This window comes from Desulfosporosinus meridiei DSM 13257 (genome assembly GCF_000231385.2).
GTDB classification, from domain to species: Bacteria; Bacillota; Desulfitobacteriia; order Desulfitobacteriales; family Desulfitobacteriaceae; genus Desulfosporosinus; species Desulfosporosinus meridiei.
In genome coordinates this window covers 3,469,924-3,490,984 of record NC_018515.1, presented here as the reverse complement: position 1 = coordinate 3,490,984, position 21,061 = coordinate 3,469,924, and the positions used below count along the sequence as shown (strand labels likewise).

Annotated in this window: 25 protein-coding genes, 1 other RNA gene and 1 other annotated feature; of the genes, 19 read left to right on the top strand and 7 right to left on the bottom strand. The window is 40.7% G+C overall.

Features of this window, described 5'->3' with window-relative positions:
• Positions 1 to 165: 165 nt before the first annotated feature.
• From DESMER_RS16075 to ssrA, 3 genes are all read left to right on the top strand, one after another.
• Positions 166 to 783, top strand: coding sequence for a class I SAM-dependent methyltransferase (locus tag DESMER_RS16075; protein WP_042334656.1), 618 nt, complete (start codon positions 166 to 168; stop codon positions 781 to 783).
• 294 nt (positions 784 to 1,077) lie between these two features.
• On the top strand, positions 1,078 to 1,230 hold the full coding sequence (locus DESMER_RS24510) for a DUF5131 family protein (RefSeq protein WP_242830995.1): 153 nt from the start codon (positions 1,078 to 1,080) through the stop codon (positions 1,228 to 1,230).
• A gap of 218 nt (positions 1,231 to 1,448) precedes the next feature.
• Positions 1,449 to 1,800, top strand: a transfer-messenger RNA (tmRNA) gene (ssrA, locus tag DESMER_RS23165).
• A 668-nt stretch (positions 1,801 to 2,468) separates the two neighbouring features.
• Here the strand turns inward: ssrA and DESMER_RS23160 are convergent.
• Positions 2,469 to 2,705, bottom strand: a complete 237-nt coding sequence (locus DESMER_RS23160) for a transposase (protein ID WP_242831116.1) — start codon at positions 2,703 to 2,705, stop codon at positions 2,469 to 2,471.
• Positions 2,706 to 2,736: 31 nt separating this feature from the next.
• On the opposite strand from DESMER_RS23160, the gene DESMER_RS16060 reads away from it, so the two are divergent.
• Together DESMER_RS16060 and DESMER_RS23155 are read left to right on the top strand one after the other, a co-directional pair.
• On the top strand, positions 2,737 to 2,919 hold the full coding sequence (locus tag DESMER_RS16060) for a hypothetical protein (protein WP_148275297.1): 183 nt from the start codon (positions 2,737 to 2,739) through the stop codon (positions 2,917 to 2,919).
• Positions 2,920 to 2,923: 4 nt separating this feature from the next.
• Positions 2,924 to 3,091: a hypothetical protein gene (locus DESMER_RS23155; RefSeq protein ID WP_014904123.1), complete on the top strand. Its 168-nt coding sequence runs from the start codon at positions 2,924 to 2,926 to the stop codon at positions 3,089 to 3,091.
• 559 nt (positions 3,092 to 3,650) lie between these two features.
• On the opposite strand, the gene DESMER_RS16055 is transcribed toward DESMER_RS23155, so the two are convergent.
• Positions 3,651 to 4,571 (bottom strand): DUF3102 domain-containing protein, encoded by a 921-nt coding sequence (locus DESMER_RS16055; RefSeq protein ID WP_014904122.1) that lies wholly within the window; start codon positions 4,569 to 4,571, stop codon positions 3,651 to 3,653.
• 364 nt (positions 4,572 to 4,935) lie between these two features.
• On the opposite strand from DESMER_RS16055, the gene DESMER_RS16050 reads away from it, so the two are divergent.
• The gene (locus DESMER_RS16050; RefSeq protein WP_014904121.1) at positions 4,936 to 6,189 is read left to right on the top strand and encodes a two-component system sensor histidine kinase NtrB; all 1,254 of its coding nucleotides are present in this window, start codon (positions 4,936 to 4,938) and stop codon (positions 6,187 to 6,189) included.
• A gap of 169 nt (positions 6,190 to 6,358) precedes the next feature.
• Here the strand turns inward: DESMER_RS16050 and DESMER_RS24035 are convergent, their stop codons facing one another.
• Entirely contained in the window at positions 6,359 to 6,511 is a 153-nt protein-coding gene (locus DESMER_RS24035) for a hypothetical protein (protein WP_014904120.1), read from the bottom strand.
• Between the two features lie 300 nt (positions 6,512 to 6,811).
• On the opposite strand from DESMER_RS24035, the gene DESMER_RS16040 reads away from it, so the two are divergent.
• The 3 genes from DESMER_RS16040 to DESMER_RS16030 all read left to right on the top strand — a co-directional run bounded on the left by DESMER_RS16040 (position 6,812) and on the right by DESMER_RS16030 (position 8,695).
• A complete protein-coding gene (locus tag DESMER_RS16040; protein WP_014904118.1) occupies positions 6,812 to 7,402 on the top strand; it encodes a hypothetical protein in 591 nt (196 codons plus the stop codon).
• A 148-nt stretch (positions 7,403 to 7,550) separates the two neighbouring features.
• Positions 7,551 to 8,144 carry a C1q-like domain-containing protein gene (locus DESMER_RS16035; protein ID WP_014904117.1) on the top strand — a complete coding sequence of 198 codons (594 nt, stop codon included), beginning with the start codon at positions 7,551 to 7,553 and terminating at the stop codon, positions 8,142 to 8,144.
• A 212-nt stretch (positions 8,145 to 8,356) separates the two neighbouring features.
• Complete coding sequence (locus DESMER_RS16030) at positions 8,357 to 8,695, top strand: putative quinol monooxygenase (RefSeq protein WP_014904116.1); 339 nt, start codon at positions 8,357 to 8,359, stop codon at positions 8,693 to 8,695.
• Positions 8,696 to 8,862: 167 nt separating this feature from the next.
• Here the strand turns inward: DESMER_RS16030 and ilvN are convergent, their stop codons facing one another.
• The 3 genes from ilvN to rarD form a co-directional block, all read right to left on the bottom strand.
• A complete protein-coding gene (ilvN, locus tag DESMER_RS16025) occupies positions 8,863 to 9,360 on the bottom strand; it encodes an acetolactate synthase small subunit (RefSeq protein WP_014904115.1) in 498 nt (165 codons plus the stop codon).
• A gap of 28 nt (positions 9,361 to 9,388) precedes the next feature.
• Positions 9,389 to 11,116, bottom strand: a complete 1,728-nt coding sequence (gene ilvB / locus DESMER_RS16020) for a biosynthetic-type acetolactate synthase large subunit (RefSeq protein WP_014904114.1) — start codon at positions 11,114 to 11,116, stop codon at positions 9,389 to 9,391.
• A 65-nt stretch (positions 11,117 to 11,181) separates the two neighbouring features.
• Positions 11,182 to 11,467, bottom strand: a binding site (T-box leader).
• A gap of 135 nt (positions 11,468 to 11,602) precedes the next feature.
• Positions 11,603 to 12,538, bottom strand: a complete 936-nt coding sequence (gene rarD, locus DESMER_RS16015; protein ID WP_014904113.1) for an EamA family transporter RarD — start codon at positions 12,536 to 12,538, stop codon at positions 11,603 to 11,605.
• A gap of 513 nt (positions 12,539 to 13,051) precedes the next feature.
• Here rarD and DESMER_RS16010 point away from each other — a divergent pair.
• From DESMER_RS16010 to DESMER_RS15990, 6 genes are all read left to right on the top strand, one after another.
• On the top strand, positions 13,052 to 13,231 hold the full coding sequence (locus tag DESMER_RS16010; RefSeq protein ID WP_014904112.1) for a transcriptional regulator: 180 nt from the start codon (positions 13,052 to 13,054) through the stop codon (positions 13,229 to 13,231).
• 447 nt (positions 13,232 to 13,678) lie between these two features.
• The gene (locus DESMER_RS16005; RefSeq protein ID WP_014904111.1) at positions 13,679 to 14,380 is read left to right on the top strand and encodes a CPBP family intramembrane glutamic endopeptidase; all 702 of its coding nucleotides are present in this window, start codon (positions 13,679 to 13,681) and stop codon (positions 14,378 to 14,380) included.
• Positions 14,381 to 14,677: 297 nt separating this feature from the next.
• Positions 14,678 to 15,073 (top strand): BlaI/MecI/CopY family transcriptional regulator, encoded by a 396-nt coding sequence (locus DESMER_RS16000; RefSeq protein ID WP_014904110.1) that lies wholly within the window; start codon positions 14,678 to 14,680, stop codon positions 15,071 to 15,073.
• A complete protein-coding gene (locus DESMER_RS22635) occupies positions 15,066 to 16,940 on the top strand; it encodes a M56 family metallopeptidase (protein WP_014904109.1) in 1,875 nt (624 codons plus the stop codon). Before DESMER_RS16000 ends, DESMER_RS22635 begins: the two co-directional genes overlap by 8 nt.
• Positions 16,941 to 17,059: 119 nt before the next feature.
• On the top strand, positions 17,060 to 17,236 hold the full coding sequence (locus DESMER_RS24855) for an MmyB family transcriptional regulator (RefSeq protein ID WP_345787928.1): 177 nt from the start codon (positions 17,060 to 17,062) through the stop codon (positions 17,234 to 17,236).
• On the top strand, positions 17,203 to 17,505 hold the full coding sequence (locus tag DESMER_RS15990; RefSeq protein ID WP_158405972.1) for a hypothetical protein: 303 nt from the start codon (positions 17,203 to 17,205) through the stop codon (positions 17,503 to 17,505). The genes DESMER_RS24855 and DESMER_RS15990 overlap by 34 nt, the downstream gene beginning before the upstream one ends.
• Before the next feature lie 184 nt (positions 17,506 to 17,689).
• On the opposite strand, the gene DESMER_RS15985 is transcribed toward DESMER_RS15990, so the two are convergent.
• Positions 17,690 to 18,460, bottom strand: coding sequence for a DUF2268 domain-containing putative Zn-dependent protease (locus DESMER_RS15985; protein WP_014904107.1), 771 nt, complete (start codon positions 18,458 to 18,460; stop codon positions 17,690 to 17,692).
• Positions 18,461 to 18,601: 141 nt separating this feature from the next.
• Here DESMER_RS15985 and DESMER_RS15980 point away from each other — a divergent pair, with 141 nt between their 5' ends.
• From DESMER_RS15980 to DESMER_RS15965, 4 genes are all read left to right on the top strand, one after another.
• Complete coding sequence (locus DESMER_RS15980; protein ID WP_014904106.1) at positions 18,602 to 19,321, top strand: class I SAM-dependent methyltransferase; 720 nt, start codon at positions 18,602 to 18,604, stop codon at positions 19,319 to 19,321.
• A 155-nt stretch (positions 19,322 to 19,476) separates the two neighbouring features.
• Positions 19,477 to 19,686 carry a hypothetical protein gene (locus tag DESMER_RS15975; RefSeq protein WP_014904105.1) on the top strand — a complete coding sequence of 70 codons (210 nt, stop codon included), beginning with the start codon at positions 19,477 to 19,479 and terminating at the stop codon, positions 19,684 to 19,686.
• 25 nt (positions 19,687 to 19,711) lie between these two features.
• On the top strand, positions 19,712 to 20,560 hold the full coding sequence (locus DESMER_RS15970; protein ID WP_014904104.1) for an amidohydrolase family protein: 849 nt from the start codon (positions 19,712 to 19,714) through the stop codon (positions 20,558 to 20,560).
• 146 nt (positions 20,561 to 20,706) lie between these two features.
• Complete coding sequence (locus tag DESMER_RS15965; protein ID WP_014904103.1) at positions 20,707 to 21,054, top strand: DsrE family protein; 348 nt, start codon at positions 20,707 to 20,709, stop codon at positions 21,052 to 21,054.
• Positions 21,055 to 21,061: the final 7 nt, after the last annotated feature.

The window sequence follows — 21,061 nt, the reverse complement described above, 5'->3', positions numbered from 1 at the left end:
TAAGGTAGATGACTCCAATAATTCCAGATATAATCAGAGAAAGCCCAAAAAACAAGAACCTGCAAAAGGTGGCTAATTCTTAGGTGAAATATATATTTTATGGTGTGCAAAATAGAATACATATAATAAATTGCAGGTTTTATATGAGGAGGCAAAAATATGACCATGATAGAGGAAGGTTACAAGAAAAGATATAAAGCAGGAGAAACTCCTTGGGATCTTGGCAGACCTGATTTTAACCTTATTCAGACAGTAACCACGATGGACATAATACCTTGTAAAACACTGGAAATCGGCTGCGGTACTGGTAATAACTCCATATGGCTTTCCAAAAACAACTTTGATGTTATAGGTATTGATACTTCAGAGATTGCAATACAGAAGGCCGTAGAGAAGGCTTCAATTGATAATGTCAAATGTACCTTTATTGTAAATGATATCCTTTCAAACAAGATCGATGGGGCTCCATTTGACTTTGCTTTTGACAGGGGCTGTTTTCATTCATTTAATTCGGATGAGGAACGGAAGATTTTTACTGAAAAAGTTGCTTCTCTTTTAGAAGATGATGGTCTGTGGCTTAGTCTAGTTGGCAACGCTGATGAAAAACGTGATTTTCCAGGTCCACCGCAGCGTACAGCCAGAGATATTGTCAACACTGTTGAGCCCTACTTCGAGATCCTTTCCCTGGTTTCAGGCCGTTTTGATTCTAACCACCCAAGCCCGCCTAGAGCCTGGGTTTGTCTAATGCGCAAAAGGCGTTCAGAATTAAGCGGTAAGATTTAACTAACTCTTCATGGTGAACTTAGACTTAACACAGTCGACGGGAGAAGGGGGAACTTATTTATGGTTTGGATGAACGTTAATAGACCAACCAAGAAGGTGTACCTTACACATGAATAGTAGTTGTACCTACTTGCTAGAGAAACGTGAGACAGAGTATAAAGGAATAGGTAACTTGAAATACGAAGGTCCGTTTTATTTCCTTTGAACCGCTTATCGATGAGGTTAAGAATCTTTGATTTAGCAGGTATCAACTGGGCAACTGTTGGCGGAGAAAGTGGGGTTAAGTCTTGAAGGATGAATCCTGAGTGGGTGTTATCCATCAAGAATGACTGCGACTATCAAGGCGTTAGCTTTTATTTCAAACAATGGGGTGGGATAAACAAGAAGAAAAATGGTTCGATTATTGTTGGGGAAGACTTGGGATGCTATGCCGGAAATCGGGGCTAATGATCTGGGAGGGAAGCTAAAGGAGGCACCAGTAATGATCGTAGACTATCCTTCAAGAGTGGAGCTGGATAATTGGTTGAAGGTATGTTTATGGAACTACATAGATAGAAGTATGAGATTTTGACAGCAAAATGATTTACCATAATAATGTAGCAAAACCATATAGATTTACTTGGTTTTAAACTTAGATATGTTATACTGTGAAAGTAATATTTAACGGGGGCGTTTTAGATTCGCTCGGGGAAACGGTGACAAAAGTTGCGCGTCGAGATTCCACCTGGTCTCGTTAAACGGTGGACAAAAATAGTTAACGAAAATAATTACGCTCTAGCTGCCTAAGTGCCGCTAGCATTCTGCCTTCAGAACCTACGATGAAGGGTCGGAGTGTCAATTTAGTAGGATGCTCTAATGTCAATGCTCGGAGACATTAGCTAAGATCATCGAGCTAGCCTGAACTGATTCCTTGCCTTTAGGAGTCACAACCGGCGAACTTTAAATTAAAGGATACACGCGTAGACGCTTTTGTGTCAGTTCTTCGATACAGGAGTGCAAATCTCCTCGCTTCCACCAAAACATAACTCAACATTTTAAACGATTAAAACACATATTAAAGTCCAGCAATGCTGGGCTTTTCGGCTTGCTGGGGGGATTAGCATCGTTTTGAGCGGTGCTTTTTGTGCTCTTGAGTTCTTTTAACGGATAAAGGGTTTTAGGGAAAACTAAATGGAAAAAGCAACCATAGCTGTTATTCTAGGTTATTCTTTTTGAGTTTTTGTCGTTTCCAAGGTTTCAAAACAGAGATGCTTACTAAAAAAATATTTATCCCCAACGGAATACTTCCCCAGGTCAATTGCATTTTTTCGTCGTATAAATAATGTGGGTTTATCAAAGCTAGTGCATGCTCGTTCGCAGAAATTTGCGCCATCCCATTAAGCCATGGTCCTAGAAAAAAGGTTCCAAACAACATTAGTACGACCCGTAGCAATCCATTTTACAGTAAGCCAATGGAACTTAAAAAATCCCCAAGGGGTCATTATCGAGTACACTAATCCCGTTAGTGAACCTCCCCACCTACACTACATTAGAGGTAGGGGCTTCCGGCAAGCCCAAAATGCATGTCTCAATGGCATCTCGCTTAGAGATACCTCACCCGAGGCAGCGAGTACATTCGGTAAGGCCGGCAACTATATGCAATTCTTGCATACGGTACAGGTTCATGGCATCTACTACTTCCCGCTTTAGGCGATCCGTAGATACTTTTGTTGATCCAATAATATTTCCCGGAACTTCCCATATTTGTAGTTACTCAAGATGTTCTTCGCTCCGTGGATATCCCGATGTTCCTGATAACCGCAAGTACAATTGTAAATCCTAGAGGATGGTTTCTTTCTGCCTTCGGCGAACACAGTGTGTTCGTTCCCACAAACGGGACACGTTTGTGTTGTATAGGATTCATCGACTTTTTGTAGACTTATTCCCTTTCCCCAGGATATACGGGCCGGATATATGTTGTTACAGAATGCAGGCTATGCTCCGGAAGAAGTGTACATGTTAAAGGACATAGCTGAATTACGAGAACAGTTGGCCGGCAGCAATAACCCGGATAAGAGAGCCTTCATCCGTAATAAGCTGAGAGAGATGGATTTAAACTATAGCATGATGATAGAACGTCAAAAAAGGAGAAAGTAGAGGGATGATGAAGTCAATCACTTACCGGAAATTAGGGCAAGAGGAGATTGGCCTGGATTTATTAGACACTTTCCATCGATATCAAGAAGTCAAACGTTGTTGGAGAAAAGAAGGTAATCAATGGATTTTTGTGGCGGGTCTTAGAAGAACAATAAGCCGCCTCTTGTTATGAGGCGGCCTGAACCCTGTGAATAGCCAGGGATAAGTTTCATTATTTCGTCTGGAAGATTATGCTATAATTGTTGCAGCAGGTTGTCGAGGGACGGTTAGCCACACCCTTTTAGAAAGGGGGTGGTAGGATGATCTCAATGGTTGAGGCGATGTATTTAATGATTGCATTTGCTACACTCGTTGTTATGATCATGAAGAAGAAATAACCGCCCCTAGCTAAGGACGGCGGTTATTTCTTATAACCCCTAATTCAGGCTAACCGTACGGTTAGACAAGCTGCCGGGCTGGCGTGATTGCAACACGTCAGTCCTTTTATAATATTATACCCACGGACTGTAAAATATGCAACCGGGTCACAGGGTAACAATGAAGAGAGAAAAATGAAATCAGTTCTTTTTGACAGCCTTTCTTACGGGGCAAGGGGCTGAGTGATCTGGATAAGTTCGCTTCTATAATGGTGGAATCGGCCCCCATCAGTATTGTGTGGAAAATGAGGGAGCCGCTCCTGGGGTTTGTGCTGAAGATGACGGTGAAGGTCTTACCCTGAACATTGCAAGATCTTAATTATTAATCCGTAAATTTGTCTTGATAGCGGGAGGCCATTCTTTTAGCATATTAGCCATGTTTTGCAGCATTTCCTGGGCAGCCGCCCGGTTTATTTCTTTTTGTTTCGGGTCCATTTTGGCTAAGGCGGTAAGACTTCTCAGCAGCTCTTCAAAGGTCTTACGGATGTTTTCGCGGTGAATGGAAAATTGGGCGTCGTAGGGTATGCTGGAGTTTTTGGCCTGTGCCGTTTTGAGCTGTTCTTCCAGCTCGCTGATTTTCTCGGCTGAGGGAGCCGCTTCTGTAACTTCCTTCAGTTCCGGCTGCTTTTCAGCGACTTTATCAAGCTCCTTTTGATACTTTAGTTTAAAGCCATCCACCTGTTTCGCCAGATCTTGGGTCTGGTTGCTTAAGCGGGCAATTTCCCTGTCTTTGCCGTCCAGCTCTTTTTTAAGGCTTTCTTTCTCCTCAATGGCCTGAGCTTTTTCTGCTTGGGCCTGATCTCTGTCCTCAATCGCCTGGTTCTTTTCGTTGACTGTTTGCTGCAGCTCCCGGGTGGACATATTATCAATTGCATTGTCTTCAACGAATTTCTCCCGCTCTTCTTCCGGGAGACCTAAGAGGATAAGGGCTTGGGTGTAAGTCAAATTGTGCAGCGTTGCATAATTTGAGCTGTTGTTTCCTTCGGAAACGTCGAGGAGTTTGGGGCCGTACTCCTTATAGATTTGCATGAGTCTGGTGGCGGTGCTTTGGGAGTAACTGACTGATTCTTTCAGCCACTGGCCCCATTCCCCATGCTTAAGCATTGCCTTGGCTTCTGTCAGACGCCGGCCGATCTCGACGGAGTTGATAAGCACGGTTTTATGGGTGTGATCTTTAAGCATGTTAATCTCAGCAGCAATCACAAGGGGCGTACGTTCGTTGACCACATTATTCATCTCGGTTTTCCATCCTTTATCCATATATGGATAGAATATGTGGCCGGGCCTTTGAAGGTGATTTTTAGATGAGGTACACTGCTTCGGGTTATTTGTTAAGCTACCTGTTAAAAACGTCAATCTACATTATATTGAATGTAGGGGTATTCTTGTCTATTATTCACTTTTTCGGCATGTTTCGCCGGCAAAGTGGAATATAGTTGTTGGTAAGAAAATTTCTTATTAATAAGATTGAGGTGTTACCAATGAACATAGTGTAGGAGTTCGAAGTAATGATGAAATATGATTGAAGAAAACGGGTATGTTTGATAATATCTCATCAAACCCTCTTTATGAGAAGTGAATATGATTGGTAGGACAAATTGTGAAAGAAAGAAAACACTTGGGAATTGTATACGTAGTCATCGGTTTTATCCTTGGGTTGTCCCTATACAGGTTTGACGTATTGCTGGATTCTCTTAACTACCCATTAATATACCCTTGGTCAATTGTTATCATTTCCTTTATGATCACCGGGTGGGTTATAGGTAATCTCCTAAATAAGATATTTACCGCGCAGCGGAAAAGAGAACAAGTTATAGTAGCGGAACATAAGCGCTTGCACGAATTGTTTAATAGTCTTCCTGGAATTGTGATAGTAGTGGGAGAAAATTATAATGTGCGATTTGCGAACACTAATTATATTGCAGAATTCGGAGAGCGCGAAGGCAAGTATTGTTTCGATATGTTTGGGAAAGAGAGGCCCTGTGAAAACTGTAGGATTGAAGAGATATTCTTAAACGGCCTACCTATTAAAAATGAGGAAATATTTCAGAACAACAAAATCTATGAGGTGAAATTTCAACCGTTTAATGATATTGATGGATCGAGGCTTGTAATAAAAACACTTTATGATATCACAGAGCGAAAAAAGGCTGAGCAAGAAGTATCACGACTACAAATTAAAATGACACATCTAGAACGTCTAAACTTAGTCGGACAAATGGCTGCTGGGATTGCACATGAAATCAGAAATCCAATGACAACTGTACGAGGATATCTCCAGTTATTGGGGAACAGACTGGAGTACCAAGAACAGAGAAGTACGTTTGAACTCATGATTGAAGAACTTGATCGGGCAAATATGATTATTACAGATTTCCTATCAATTGCGAAGAATTCAACTGGAGAGCGCTATAACCAAAATATTAATCAAGTTATGCGACACTTGTATCCTTTGCTTGAGGCAGACACGTATTCTCAAAATAAAAAAATTGTGTTTGAAGAAGGTGAAATTCCTGATATTCTAATAAATCCAGAAGAGATATCACAATTAATTCTAAATTTATGCCGTAACGGCGTAGAGGCAATGGAGGTAGGTGGAACTATAACGATTCGAACATATGTTGAGGATGCACATGTGGTATTCTCAGTTGCGGATGAAGGAGGCGGGATCCATTCAGAGTACTTGGATAAGCTCGGAACACCGTTTTTTACGACAAAGGAGAGTGGCACAGGACTTGGGTTAAGTACTTGTTATAACATTGCAGATCGACATAATGCTAGGATCGACATTGAGAGTAGTGCCAACGGGACAACATTCTTTGTGCGTTTTCCTAGGGTTATTAAAAATCAATGAAATAATTATATAAATATTTTACCAAAACATACGGCCGTCTTTGTGACAGGTGGACTTCATAATAGTAAATCTATTGATAAACTCACGGAGGACTATATTTATCCTTAAGCATAATTAATAATAACTGGCTACTATCTTTTTTAGACAATAGCCAGTTATTGTGAGTTTTTTAGAAAATAACACCTAATGCGATAAGAATTAAAATTGCGATTGCAATAATTCCTGCACCGACGTAATTTCCTCCACCGTAGCCTGCACCGCCACATGCTCCACCCATACCGAAACCTGTGCCAGCAAAACCACCATAACCCATTCCGTACATCAATTTTCCTCCTTTGAATTTAGAATACGATTCCCATTGCAATTAAGAGAAGAATAATTACTACTACTACTGCTATACCAGGTAAAAAATTAGGACCACATCCACCATCAACACCGGCTCCACCAAATGCCATTGGTATTCCTCCTTTGTTATAAGATAATACATAATATGTAATACGGAGGCTAAATGGAACAATATGGAAATGATGGACGTGATCATGATACTTTACCATAGCTGGAGTAATAATGAGTAAGATGTGGAATGGAAGTTAATATATAAATCAGGTAAGAGGTAAATTAAATGAATATGCTTTTAAGGGAATTTAAATTATTTATAGGTTCATCAATCTTTGTTTGGGTGTATCTAATAATCCTTTTACTTGGGGGAGTAACAAGAATTGCTGAGGCAGCCTGTGGAATTTTGCTTGTGAGTATTTTTATATTCCCATTAATAATTATCTGGGGAATAATAGTACCGGTAGGGAATATTTACTTTCACTTAAAGATAAAGAAGGCCGTACATAAAGGCAGAATTGTAGTTTTCTTTACTTTATCCTGGGTATTATTTAATTTAGCCTATAATGGTATCATAACTGGCTACCAAACTTATGAAGAAATATATGTTTTTGGAGGAGTCGAGGGGCATAAAAGTCTTGAAGATAAACTAAAAACTTATATTAATAAGAATTATGAGAATGTAGATAACATATATTATTCAACTAAATCTGCTCTATTTGTTCCACAGAATGAGAGCCAAATGAATGGAGATAATGTACCCATGGTTATTGCGAATTTCCAGATAAAAGGCAAGGGTACTGGATGTGTAACTGTTGAATATGTAAATCATAAATGGCAAGAACCTGATGAAAGATATCATTCAGTGAATAAGTAGGATTAAGCGTTAAGATTTAACTAACTCTTCATGGTGAACATTTGCAAGTTTTTTTCGCTAATGCCCTTCCGTAATCTGTAACCATAGAATGGTCCAACTCATCATGTCCGGCATATACTGATGCAAATGATGAAAGGAGTACGTTATTATGTTTACAGAGAAACATGATACACTGCGTAATATTATAAAACGATTTCAGAATTTGAACCTAAATTCAACCTGTTGTCATAAGAGAATAAAGTGGCTTAGACCATCCGCTTTCAGGGCTGTCAATAACTCTACTCAACAAAGTGTTGCTGCAGACACTCCCGTCGTCCCAGTGATGTATCCAAATCAAATATTTGATTTAAACAATGAATATGACCCTGTTAGCTCGACCTTTACTCCAAAACAAGATGGAATTTATTCAGTTATTGCCAGTGTGGATTTTTATCCGGATATTATTCAAGTTAATCATAGAGTGTTAATAAGTATCCAGATAAATGGAAATCCTGTCGTTGTTGATAACGATTTTTTTGGTGAAATCACGTTTCGAAATGTGACAAGTGTTTCTGCAATCCTCCAATTAACTGCAGGAGATGCAGTGAATGTCTCTGCTGCAAGTTCCACTAACGGTTTTCTCACGGATGTTCCACTAGGTATGCACTTTGAAGCAGCAAGGCTTCCATCTCCACTAATTAACGATCCATCAACTACTATAATAACTTCCAGTTCCAGTATTTTCTGTGGGAGAGATCTTTAAGAATATTGAACCGAATTCGGATCAAGCATATTAACTCGAGATAAGAATAATTTGCCTATGGTTTATGACCAATAGGCTTTTTATAATATCCTAGTCGCATGTGGCTAGGATCAGAAATTAATTGAGAGTCTTGACGGAAGTTCCATTGGATACTTTTGTTTAAAGTGGAGTAAGCAAAGTGCAGCGCTACTTTGCAGGGGGAAATTGCCTGAATGTTGAATATAGTTACTGCGTTCCGAGTGAAAAACAAAGGAGTGATGGAATTGTTGACCTTAATGGCAACCTTGAAGGTAAAAACCGGCAAAGAGGCTGAAGTGGCCGAAATTTGTGCGCAATTGGCCAAAGAAGTTCTGGCTAAGGAAAAGGACTGTTTGATGTACATACCTCATGTGGTAAAAAATGACCCGACTGAAATTGTTTTCTTTGAAAAATACAAGGATAAGGAGGCCTTCAAAGTCCATGGGCGTTCAGCTTATTTTCAGGCGGCAGCCCAAAAGTTTGAAGAACTTTTGGAGGGTAAGATCCAGGTGAAATTTTTGGAAGAAGTTTAGGTGGCTGCAGGTGAGGACTTGGTAATGTTGGGGTGAGGAACAAAGCAGGCCGCCTCGTGTTATGAGGCGGCTAACCCTTGTTTTCTAGGCCTTGTCAGATATCCCAACCCACTTCTCATACAATAAATTATGCATCTGCCTTTTTACGAGAATGAACAACCCTCTAATCACCGCTCAGTGATAGTAATAGATTCTATGGCCACACTTCCGCCTCTAACCACTTCAATGCTTTGGAAATCACTGCTCAAGAGTGAAATCAGAGCGTTGTTCTTGCTTTCCGTTTGCACGCATTCCATTAAAACACTTTCTTTATCATAATCTGTGATTGAAACCCCAAAGACCTCGGCAATTCTGAACAATTCATCCAGATCCCCTTTAGAGCATTTTCTGACTTTAACAAAGAGTAATTCCTTCATATGAATGGGAGTATCAGTAAAATCGACGACCTTGATGACTTCTACACAGCGATTTAATTGCTTCTTAATTTGTTCAAAGGTCTCATCGTCACTGATTAATCTTATGGTCATTCTGGAAACAGTTTCATCCTCTGTCATGCCCACCGTCAGACTTTCTAAATTATAGGCTTTGCCGGAAAACAGGCCTGAAATCTTGGCCAATACTCCGATATCATTTTCCACAAAAAGTGAAAGCCAGCGCTTTTCCATGTTTTTTTCCTCCTTAGTACTCTAATACTTAATGTTCTAAAATCATCTCATACAATGGTTTGCCGCCTTGGACCATAGGCAGAACAAGATCGTCTTTGTCAATGATAAATTCGATGATCGTAGGACCATGGGTGTTTTCTAAGGCCTGTTGGAAGGCAGACGCAATTTCCTCTTCTGTGGTCACCCGGATACCTTCCGCTCCGTAAGCTTTAGCCAAGGCTACAAAATCCGGTGAATAGGGAGGACATTGATCACTTGTACCGCTGCATTTTCTGGGGCATGATTTCCTCCGTCTGGTACAGATACTTGAATAATTCTTCTCGAAAAAGAGGGTTTGCACCTGTCTTACCATGCCTAAAGAACTGTTGTTAAACAGGCAGATAATCACAGGAAGCTCCTCAGCCACAGCAGTAGCCAGCTCTTGAATGTTCATCTGCATTCCCCCGTCACCGGAAATGCAAATCACCGTTTTATCCTCATTACCCAGTTTGGCACCTAGGGCAGCAGGGAAACCATAGCCCATTGTTCCCATACCCCCTGAAGTTAAGAGCTGCATATTCCTATTTAACTCTAAAAACTGAATGGTCCACATTTGGTGTTGGCCCACGTCCGTCACGACGATGGCGTCTTGGCAGGTTTCATTGATATGGTCAATGACTTTTTTAGCTGTCAGCCCGTTGTTACTCTGCATAGTAAGGGGGTGTGCCGCTTGCCAGCTTAAAAGCTGCTGCAGCCATTCCGCTGTCTCATGCTCGTTTACATAGTTAAGCATAGCTGTAATGGCTTCTTTGGCGTCGGCGACAATGGGTATATCCACCTTGATATTCTTGGAGATGGCAGCTGAATCAATATCGATATGCACGATTTTAGCCTTGCGGGCAAATTCACTGATTTTACTCGTAACCCGATCACTGAATCTTGTTCCGATGGAAAAGAGCAGATCACATTCCGTAACGGCCATATTGGCGGCATAACTGCCATGCATGCCTACGTTGCCGAGATAGTAGGGATGTTTCGTATCAATACTGCCTTTGCCCATCATGGTGGTGACCACAGGAATCTTGGTCAGTTCCACCAGCTTGGTCAGTTCAGCCTGGGCTCCGGCGATATTGACGCCTCCGCCAATCAGGAAAATCGGTTTTTTGGAAGTATTTAATAAATCTATCGCCTTTTTAAGCTGTCCGATGTGGACTTTTGTACTTGGCTTGTACCCCCGGATATTCACCTTGTCCGGATATTCATCACTGCCTAGCTCCACCATAACATTCTTAGGCAAATCAACTAAGACCGGACCGGGTTTCCCGGTTCTGGCAATATAGAAAGCTTCTTTGAGTATTCTGCCTAGATTCTTGCGATCGTTAACAATAACTCCATGTTTACAAATATTTCTGGTGATCCCGACGATATCGGCCTCCTGAAAGGCATCGTCTCCAATCAGGCTGGAGGCAACCTGCCCTGATAAGCAAACCAGCGGCACACTGTCATAGTAAGCGGTTGCAATTCCGGTGACCATATTTGCCGCGCCGGGACCGCCGGTCACCAGGCAGACTCCCACTTTACCTGTCGAACGTGCATAACCGTCTGCCTCATGAACCAGGGCCTGCTCATGGCGCGGCAAGACAACTTTAATATCGTCCTGGTGATAAAGTTCGTCGAAAATATCCGTTACCAGCCCGCCCGGATAACCAAAGATTGTATCTACTCCTTCTTCCTGTAACGCTTTTACCAATAAACTGGTGCCTCTGATTTGTTCCATAGTCTTGTCTCCTCCTTAAAAATTTATAAAAGGAAATAAAAAACCCTAAGCTAAATTTTACTTTAGCTTAGGGCGAATCTACTTCCGTGTTACCACCTAAATTCAGAGGAAAAACCTCTGCACTCTGTCAGTACGGAAAACATGTATGGTTCTGAATAAAATCAGCACGACTACTGTAATCGATACCGCTTTCCTTGTAACGGCGGAAACTCCGTTGAAGTCTACTAAAGATTTCTCTCGTTCGGTTCACTGCTCAAAGGCTACTTCCATACTTCCTCCATGAAGATTCGCACCAACCATCTTCTCTCTTAAATATCGGGAGTATGTACTTCTCCTAATCATCGCATTGCAATTTGCTTTTGTTTGGTCAGTATACCAAGGATCTTAGCCGGTGTCAATATCAGAATAATGATTTAAAATACAGTTATACAACACAATTTAACGCTATTTATTCATAACCCGGTTCATAAGGCGCATAGAAGACATTCATGAAAACCTAATTAAACGCTTCTTATGCAGGGAGTTTATAAATTCCTTCCTAGAAAAAGAGTATGTCCCTAAAGCCAGCCAAATTAAACCAAAGCTTATAAGGTCCACCCTCGTGAAGGATTCTTTAAACAAGAAAATCCCCAGTAAAAGGCCAATGCTGGGAGACAGATATTGGATGAATCCCAGGGTTGATAAGGGGACACATTTGGCAGCCTGAGCAAATAATAAAAGAGGTGTGGCTGTGATAACTCCGGTCATAACCACTAAGATCCAGATATTCAGCGGCAGAGCGCTTAAAGAACTTGTGCCTTCGACTTGTTTATAAACCATGTACCCTAAAGCTAAGGGCGTAATCATCATTGTTTCCATGGTAAGGCCAATGATGGAGGAGAGGTTCGACAGCTTCTTAACTAATCCATAGAGGCCAAAAGAAATTGCCAGGGACAGAGCAATCCAAGGGATTTGTCCATATTGAAACGTGATGATCAGCACACCTAACAAGGCTAATCCTAATGAGGTAATCTGCCAGCGGTCAATTCTCTCATGTAAGACGGTAACCCCTAATAGCACCGTAAACAGCGGATTAATATAATAACCTAAACTTGTTTCAATGACATGATTACAATTCACCGCCCAGATATAGATAAACCAGTTAGCACTGATTAAGAGCGAGCCCAAAAAAACCCCAATTAAGGTTTTCGGAGTTGAAATAACCTGTTTAAGGTCCTTTAAGCCTCCAATAATTATCATAATGAGCAGGAGAAATACAAAGGACCAGGTAATTCGAGAAGCAAGTATTTCGTCCGCATTAATTTGCTTTAAGGCTTTCCAATATAAAGGGAGAATTCCCCATAACAGATAAGACAAAACAGCATAAACAATTCCCCGACTTTGAGATTTTCCACTTAAAGCCTTCATCAGTCGATTCAGCAATTAAATATCCCCAATCCTCAATTTGTTTGACGGAATATGATATTTTTATAATAGGGTATATCCAGATGAATAAGCTTTAATACTTCCGCATTTATTCTGAAAATCCTCCTAGGATCGTGAAAATACCTACACTCGGCGTGACATTGGTACTTAAACGTATCGGTGTAATCGAAGAAATAAATCCAGCAATGAAATGGCTGATTGAAGAAGTGCTCCCTTCCTTAATTATCTGAATTTATAATGCCTATATTTATTGGATTATGGAATAGCTTTTCTATTGAGTGCTCATAATGTTAGGAAGAAAAGGTATCTATAGAGGAGCACGGCAACTCGTATGGATTTGCCGGTTGATTATGTGAGGTCGTGCTTAACGTAAAAAAAGAGCATACATATGTAAGGCGAAAAACCGGCATATTCCAGTATTTACGCAAGATATTAGAGAGCGATTTGTTTATAACAGCACTAGAATGACAGGGCAAATAATGTAAATAAATAATGAAAGGATGATTAATAATGAGTATCTTAGAAGATGTGATGAAAGCAATGAAAGAAGCAGGAAAACCTGTGAGTGCGGGAGAAATTGAGAAGATTACAGGATTGGACCGTAAAGAAATAGATAAAGCATTTAAAGAATTGAAAAAGGAAAATATGATTACTTCTCCTGTACGATGTAAATGGGAACCTATCAACTGAATAAAAGGTTGAATATCTCGAACTCCGTAGTCTGACCCGATTGACATCATCACAGAAATATAATAAACAAGGTTATAACCCAGTCCAAAGGTCCTCCGACATGAAACACGGAGGGCTTTTAGGCTGGGTTTCTTTAAGATAGGAGTGGAAGGGGTTAGGCGCTTTGTAAGTCAGGAGCTGACAGTAATTCGCACTCGAAATCACACGGTTTTTCGCACTAAATATATAAAAATATTCGTTGTGAATTCGGGTGTGATTTTTATTATACTTCATATAATCTGGGCAGAATTTAGAGGTAGCTTGACTCCAGGAGGTTTTAATTTGAGACTGGTTAAACCTAAATGAGTAAAGGATTACCTGAATGCTTATTCGGGAGATTCCGGAGTTGAACAAAACGTACGCGAAAAGTCGCACGTCCATGCGCGGGTTATTGATTGGAGGGGCGAAGTGGTAGGAATAATAGTCCAATTGGTACTATCATGGTTAATACTTGGGATTTTACAAAAACAAAGTTTATCTGCACTAGGGTTCTATCCCCCAAAAAAGAGAATACTGCAATTATTTCTTGGCTTATTGTTTGCTAGCATGTCATGTATTTTGGTTGAAATTTTAAACTCAGAATTAACCCATCTATCTTGGAAACTAAATGACAATTTGAATTATATGGACATACCGAACTACCTGTGGTGGAATTTAAAGTCCGTTTTATTTGAAGAGTTTATTTTCAGAGGAGCATTACTTTATATTGCCATACAAAGGCTAGGTGCTAAAAAAGGAATTGTTCTTTCTGCCATTTGTTTTGGTATATATCATTGGTTCTCTTATGGCTTGTTTGGAAATATTGCATCAATGGTAATAGTTTTTTTAATAACAGGTTTCATGGGCTTAATATGGGCTTTAGGATTTTTAAAGTCTAAGTCAATGGCATTACCTATAGGTCTTCATTTGGGGTGGAATTTTACCACGAACGCTATTTTTTCTAAAGGCCCAATGGGAGATCAAATATTAATTCCAGTGAAAGGATTGTACTATACTCAGCTAACAGGAGTGCCATCATTAGTCAACTTTCTTACACAAAATATTGGGGTTACAATGTTAACTTATTTATTTATTAAGTTCTATGCACAAAAAGAATGTGATAATTATTGATGATCTCGTAAGAAAAAGAATTAATGCTTTATCGTTTTAGGGTTCCTCAGAGGGGCCACCGTCCGTGGTGGCCTCTCTGAAACTGGGGGCGTACGGCTCCGGATAAAGTGTTCCCTGTTGTTCCTATTCAAAGATAAGAGTTGCCGGAGGATTCAGATTGCTCCGGGATAGCAAGGTGTATGACAGTACTACCATTATCTCGGGTAATTCTTCTCTGCGATAAGCTATTGACATTTGCTGTTCTAAAGCATTAGAATAAACATAATGTACTAACGCTTTAGAATGGTGGCGATATAAATGCAACAGGAAATTCCAAAGGTCACAGAGCGCGAGCTTGAAATTATGGAGATTATCTGGAAGAACAAGGAAATGTTCGCTGTGGATATTGCAGCCCATTTCCTAAAACCGGAAAACGGTGCTCATTTCAAGAATACTACTTACACCTTTATCAAACGTCTCGTTGAGAAAGGGATAATTGAGCGGAGGGAGCCGGGGTTCAACTGCGTTCCCCTTTTTGGACGGGATGAAATACTAATCAGCGAAACAAAGTCCTTTATCGACAGAGTTTATCAAGGCTCCTTTAATCAGTTATTTTCTCAATTTATTAAAAATAAGGCTCTGTCCAATGGGGAATTGAAAGAGCTCCAGGACTTGATCGACAAAACGGTCAAAGGAGGGGATGAAAATGCTTGAGAACATTTTCAAAGGGGTACTGAATATCAGCTTGTATGCAACTGTTGTGGCTGTGGCAATTATGCTGATAAAAGTAGTATGCGGCAAACGGCTGTCTTCTTCCTTTCATTACGGAATATGGTTTGTATTTCTGTTCAAATTGGTGATTCCTTTTGATATCAAAAGTATGTTTAGCCTGTTTACCTTGTTTAATCAAGTTACTCCTTTCCCTGTCCTGGATAAGGTCAATAGGGTGTTGCCGCCAATGACCACTGGTGTATTGATCAATCCTGTAAATCAGCAGCCTCCAGTCTTAACTCCAGAATTGCCTGTTCCTGTACACGGACTTGACCTCTGGAATGTCGCAGCGCTGATTTGGGTTCTCGGTATTCTGGTGATGTTCGCTGTGTTGTTATTCTCTTATCTCAAAACGTCCAGAATTCTTAGGGCAACAGTAGAAGAACCGGACGACAGACGGTTAGGTCTGTTGGAAAAATGTAAAGCTGACCTGAAGATGCGCAGCAAAGCCTCGCTTTACTTCACGGGGTCCTTTGAGATACCGTTTATTTTTGGCTTTCTTAAGCCTGTGATTATCCTGCCCGAGGGCATTTATAGGAACCTGACAGACGAAAGGATCATAGCAATCCTCTCCCACGAGCTGATGCATATCAAACGCAGGGATTACCTGGTCAATCTTATTTTGTTCCTGCTTAAAGCGGTTTATTGGTTTAATCCGGTAGTCTGGTTGTCCTTCGCTTGGCTGAAAAACGACGGAGAACGGGCGTGTGACAGGGCGGTTGTTAGAAACTATTCCAGTGAAAGGCGCAGGGAATATGCAAGGGCATTGGTGGATGTTGCTTCTTGTGTGGGGAAACGAAGGCCGGTTATAGCCGTATCCGCTTTTACGGAGGGAAATTTAAAGGATAGAGTGAAAAACGTCTTGAACGGTCGGAAATATCCTTTTATAGCTTCTTTTGCTGCGGTTGCAGTAGTGATCATTGCCGGAATTGTATTGCTTACGGGGGCACTTCCCAAGAGCGAAGATAAAAGTCCTGGTGCAAGTATAACCGAAACTCAGGATGAAGGTGCTGAAGCAGAAGTTATCAGTTTAGTTGAGAATTTCGGCAAGAAACTTCAGGCAGTTCCCCTTACTGCGCCAAAAGATTACGTAAACAAAAGTATCCAAGAGAACTACGGAGACCTTGTTTCCCCCGAGCTTTTGTCGGCATGGCAAAAAGATCTTCAGAATGTTCCGGGCAGGGTGGTCTCAAGTCCATGGCCGGATCGAATAGGAATTCTAAGCATTGAGAAATCAACGAAATCTGAGTATGACGTGAAGGGTGAAGTCTTGGAGATAACGAGTGTGGAGATGCAAAATGGCGGTGTTGCCGCCAAGCGGCCAATTGATCTTAGCGTAGGGAAAGTTGAAAATCGCTGGTTGATTACCGCTGTCCATCTTGGTGCCTACGTGGAAACTGACCCTAAGGTGTACCAAAATCCTCAATATGGTTTTAATTTTTCCTTGCCGGAGAGTTGGCAAGGCCATTCGATAATCATGTCTACCTGGGAAGGTTTAGGCTTGAAAGGTTCACTAGGAGAAATTGTGGAAACGGGACCGCTGATTTCCATCCGGCATCCTCAATGGACTGCTCAAAACCAACGACAGGATATTCCGATTATGATATTTACACATGCCCAATGGAGCTCCCTGCAGCGGGAAGAGTTTCATATTGGAGCGGCACCCATCGGACCAAGCGAGCTTGCTCATAACAGCAAATACGTTTTTGCCCTTCCTGCGCGCTACAACTTCGCTTTTCCAACAGGCTTTGAAGAAGTGGAAAATATTTTAAAGAATAATCCACTCCAGGCTTACGAACAAACTTCTTGAACTAACTGCCGCCGCTTATCCTTGGAGAGCCGTTTGCGGGAAGACTTATTTGTGGATTCGTTAGATATGTCAATGATTATTGGAGATCTGGAGGATGAATTCGAGATAACCCATTACTGATGAGGAGTTTGCAAATGTGGGAATTCCATGCCAAGGGTTTATTAGCTAGATTCCGTTCAACATGCGGGAGATACGTTGAAAATCCTTGGCTTGGTCAGCTTATTGATGATCTTAAAATGCAAAGTATTCTGTGTGGTAAATTATGGATCACCCCGACCTCCCCATACATAAACTAATGTATAGCTCATTAGATACTAAAGATATGGGGGTGACGAAATGTCAGTTGGAGATTATTATTCGCTCTGCAACAGATACAGAGGCAGAGCCGTTGAAATCAGTACTCATGACGGAAGAATTCACCGTGGTATTATTGGGGATGTTGACTATGACAGAGTATATTTACAACCGCTTAGTCGCACAAGAAATTTGGGCGGCTTTAGCTACGGTTGGTATGGTTATCCTGGTTTTGGTGCAGGAGTTGCGTTTGGTTCAATTGCCACATTAGTTTTACTTCCTCTGCTCTTCATCTAATCTTATAGTGGTGTCCTTACAAAGTAGATAGACGAAAAGACCGAAGCTCTCGGTCTTTTCGTCTATCTTTACAAGCGGAACGTTTTCATTGTTAGTGTCTCGATGTTCAACTTCAGCTGAACGAGTTCACTCGTTAGCTTTATTAACTGTCTAGGTTTTTAACTTAGGATCTTAGCAGTTGGGGTACCAAGGAGATCGTTAAGTGTTAGCGCGTTTTGTTCCATAAATTTCTTAACTAAATAATACCCAACACAGTACCCTGCCATTCGGGGATAATTATCTAAGCCATAGAGTATGGCTTGGTGTTTATGAGCAGTTTTTAATAAATCTTTGTTAGGTTGCACTAAGGTTTTCCATAGTATCTCTAGCTCATCAACTGAATAATATGACGTCCAAGTTGCTATAAACCCTTCACCAAATCTTTCGCGGACTGCATTTTCGGCTAATCCTTCCAAAACAATAGTGTCGAGCAATTTATAATGCTCTTCACTTTTTTTATATCTATATAGCCGACAGACATGGTTGTATTCATGAGTGAATAATGACCTTATTTCCTTTTCCAAGGTATCTCCGGAAATAAATAATATAAGTTTATCCTTAAAGGCCAGGCCTGATTTTCCGTTGAAATCTATTTTTATCTTAGGGTTATTAATATCTGATGGAAAAATAAAGACTGGGATATTGGGCCCTTCCCACAGTTTCTGAAGGTGTTGCATTTCAGCTTGTACAATTTCCCATACCTTATTGTTATGTAACTTTCTCACTTCCTCGGTTCCGTTCATGAAGGGGCGATACATACCATGCATGGTTAAATAATCATAGATTTCCCAGGCTTCAGCACCTTCAAAGTAATTCATTAATTTTTCACATAGTTTAATTGGCTGTTCATATAAATCCTCTAACCACTTGTCCGTCCTAATAATGCTCATAAAGCACCCCTAGCTTGTATCTGGTCTATAAGTATGTTGCTTTTAAATACCTCAAAACTATAATGGCAGAACCCTTCAGTGACAAATTATTCCCGCGATCATACTATACTATAGTAATTTAACACAAGGATGTGACTGAAATTGGATTACACATATCTCGATTGTTTGGCATCCTTCGGAGTTGGGGGGGCTCACCCCGGAGGGCTTAAACTTACCAAAGGTCTTTTATCAAGGGAGTATATAGACCAAGAAAAGTCAATCCTTGACGTTGGTTGTGGAACAGGTCAGACATCGGCATACATTGCTGAAAAGTACCGATGCTCTGTTACTTCCTTGGATTGTAATACTACAATGTTATTGAAAGCAAAACAAAGGTTTTCATCCTTACAACTACCGATTAATGTTGTGTATGGAAGTGCCGAAAATTTGCCTTTCATTAATGAATCATTTGATTTTATCCTTTCAGAATCGGTAACTTCCTTTACAAATGTCCCCTTAACAATCATGGAATTTAAAAGAGTGCTTAAGACAAAGGGTGTATTACTCGCCATTGAAATGGTTCTTGAGGATTCACTTTCCAAGGAAGATCTTATAACAATGGTTGAATTTTATGGAGTTTCACAATTACTAACTCAGTCAGAATGGTATAACCTTTTTCATAAGGCTGGTTTTAATGAAATAACTGTGGAAATATTCAAATCAGAATTTGACGAAAAGGAGAATGATATTGATTCCGCTTCTGATTTTTTACTTTCGGAAAACATAGACGATCAATTACTTGAAATATTTGAAAAGCATGAGCACCTAAGCAAAAAATATGGGGATAGACTAAGTTTTTGTATCTTTAGATGTAGTGTTTAATATCACGGGCTGTCAGTTATTATTCGTTCACTATCACGATATCATCCGATTTGCCAATTTGATTATAGTTGAACAACTCTGCTTCAATGTTGAGGGTGTTTGCTGCAATAGGCTTTAGGATGATAGCTTCATTGTCCTTCCCAGGAATGCGAGGAATGAAAGAAATTATCAAGGTCAAAGACCTTGATTTTGTCCCCCCGGTCAACGATGTCAGAGGGGTCGGAACAACGATTATCGGCTATCTGATGATGTTTATCTTGCTGCAGTCTGTAATGTTTATGTTTACCCTGGCTGAAGTGCAGACTGGGACAATAACAAAAGGAGGATATGATATAATGAAGAAAATAGACTTAAAATTAATATAAGAAACCAAATACGGGGGATGGTATTTTGAAAATCATTGATGCGCATTTGCATTTTTCATGTCGCTCTGGATTTAATGAAACGGCGAAAAATATATCTCAAGTGGAATTTAGTGCTCAAGGGCTCAGACAAGAGTTTGAACAAGCCGGTGTTGTAGCTGGAATCATCATGTCAACGCCCAGTCGAGATCCCAACCAACCTTCGGGGAGTCCGGAAGAATTTGTTTTGGCAGATGGGACTGTAGAAGGTTTGCTTTCTTGCGTAGGCGTCAATCCTGAAAGGCTTAAGGAAGATCATAAAGAACTTGATTATATTGAAGGAGAACTTAAAAAAAGGGGAGTGACAGGGATTAAACTCTATCCCGGTTATTTTCCATATTACGTGTATGATTCGATTTATGATCCGATCTATGAGCTTGCTCGCAAATACCAAGTTCCCGTGGCGATTCATTGTGGGGATACACAATCCCCAAAAGGGCTTTTAAAATATTCCCATCCTTTAACCATTGATGAGTTAGCTGTAAAACAAGAGGACGTTACGTTTGTGATCTGTCATATGGGCGTCCCGTGGATGATTGATGCAGCAGAGGTCACCGCCAAGAATCATAATGTTTACGCAGACTTATCTGGACTCATCGCAGGGAATAAAGAGCACGTGATGAAAATCAAAGATAAAAGGCTTTACGTCGAGTATATACAACAAGCTTTAGTCATTTCGAATTGCTATAATAAAGTTCTATTTGGATCAGATTGGCCACTTGTACCAATTAAACCTTATGTAGAATTTATTAAGCATGTTATACCGGAAGAGTATCACGAAGCTGTATTTTATCGAAATGCGCTTACGGTTTATCCCAAACTTAATGAAATTTTGTAAGAGAATGCTACTTTTAATTGTTACGGCGGATCCGCCAGCAATCACGTGAGTGAAGCCTTTGGTGGCAGTTACGGCCTGTCACTGCTGCTCTTTAAGTAAAAGTAAATATCCCTGAATCTCATAAAAGTTAAGGAGGCGTTGCAGGTATGAATCTACCCAATAAGTTGGTCGTGATCTGGACTAGTGGGGATAGGGAAGTTGCTATCCGAATGGCCTTAATGTATACCCTTAATTCAAAGCTCAAGGAATGGTGGGATGAGGTATCCCTGATCGTTTGGGGGCCTTCGGCCAAACTTCTCACGGAAGATCAGCAATTGCAGGAATATGCGGCGAAAATAAAACAGGCCGGGGTGGAGGTTTTGGCCTGCAAGGCTTGCGCCGATAGTTACGGGGTGTCGGAAGTTTTAGAGAATATGGGCATAAACGTAATGTATACAGGTCAGGTGCTGACAGATTTCCTGAAAGACGAAACTACGAAGGTTCTTACGGTCTGATTTTCCA

Bases quoted from the DNA above. Each gene is read 5' to 3' on its own strand.
- DESMER_RS16060 (WP_148275297.1), top strand. From the start codon at position 2,737: ATGTTGTTACAGAATGCAGGCTATGCTCCGGAAGAAGTGTACATGTTA.
- DESMER_RS16040 (WP_014904118.1), top strand. From the start codon at position 6,812: ATGAATATGCTTTTAAGGGAATTTAAATTATTTATAGGTTCATCAATC.
- DESMER_RS15985 (WP_014904107.1), bottom strand. From the start codon at position 18,460: ATGAGCATTATTAGGACGGACAAGTGGTTAGAGGATTTATATGAACAG.
- ilvN (WP_014904115.1), bottom strand. From the start codon at position 9,360: ATGGAAAAGCGCTGGCTTTCACTTTTTGTGGAAAATGATATCGGAGTA.
- DESMER_RS16035 (WP_014904117.1), top strand. From the start codon at position 7,551: ATGTTTACAGAGAAACATGATACACTGCGTAATATTATAAAACGATTT.
- DESMER_RS23155 (WP_014904123.1), top strand. From the start codon at position 2,924: ATGATGAAGTCAATCACTTACCGGAAATTAGGGCAAGAGGAGATTGGC.
- DESMER_RS24510 (WP_242830995.1), top strand. From the start codon at position 1,078: ATGAATCCTGAGTGGGTGTTATCCATCAAGAATGACTGCGACTATCAA.
- ilvB (WP_014904114.1), bottom strand. From the start codon at position 11,116: ATGGAACAAATCAGAGGCACCAGTTTATTGGTAAAAGCGTTACAGGAA.
- DESMER_RS15965 (WP_014904103.1), top strand. From the start codon at position 20,707: ATGAATCTACCCAATAAGTTGGTCGTGATCTGGACTAGTGGGGATAGG.
- DESMER_RS16010 (WP_014904112.1), top strand. From the start codon at position 13,052: ATGAGTATCTTAGAAGATGTGATGAAAGCAATGAAAGAAGCAGGAAAA.
- DESMER_RS15990 (WP_158405972.1), top strand. From the start codon at position 17,203: ATGGATCACCCCGACCTCCCCATACATAAACTAATGTATAGCTCATTA.
- DESMER_RS16075 (WP_042334656.1), top strand. From the start codon at position 166: ATGATAGAGGAAGGTTACAAGAAAAGATATAAAGCAGGAGAAACTCCT.
- DESMER_RS16055 (WP_014904122.1), bottom strand. From the start codon at position 4,571: ATGAATAATGTGGTCAACGAACGTACGCCCCTTGTGATTGCTGCTGAG.
- DESMER_RS16030 (WP_014904116.1), top strand. From the start codon at position 8,357: ATGTTGAATATAGTTACTGCGTTCCGAGTGAAAAACAAAGGAGTGATG.
- DESMER_RS24855 (WP_345787928.1), top strand. From the start codon at position 17,060: ATGAGGAGTTTGCAAATGTGGGAATTCCATGCCAAGGGTTTATTAGCT.
- DESMER_RS16000 (WP_014904110.1), top strand. From the start codon at position 14,678: ATGCAACAGGAAATTCCAAAGGTCACAGAGCGCGAGCTTGAAATTATG.
- DESMER_RS24035 (WP_014904120.1), bottom strand. From the start codon at position 6,511: ATGTACGGAATGGGTTATGGTGGTTTTGCTGGCACAGGTTTCGGTATG.
- DESMER_RS15975 (WP_014904105.1), top strand. From the start codon at position 19,477: ATGAAAGAAATTATCAAGGTCAAAGACCTTGATTTTGTCCCCCCGGTC.
- DESMER_RS22635 (WP_014904109.1), top strand. From the start codon at position 15,066: ATGCTTGAGAACATTTTCAAAGGGGTACTGAATATCAGCTTGTATGCA.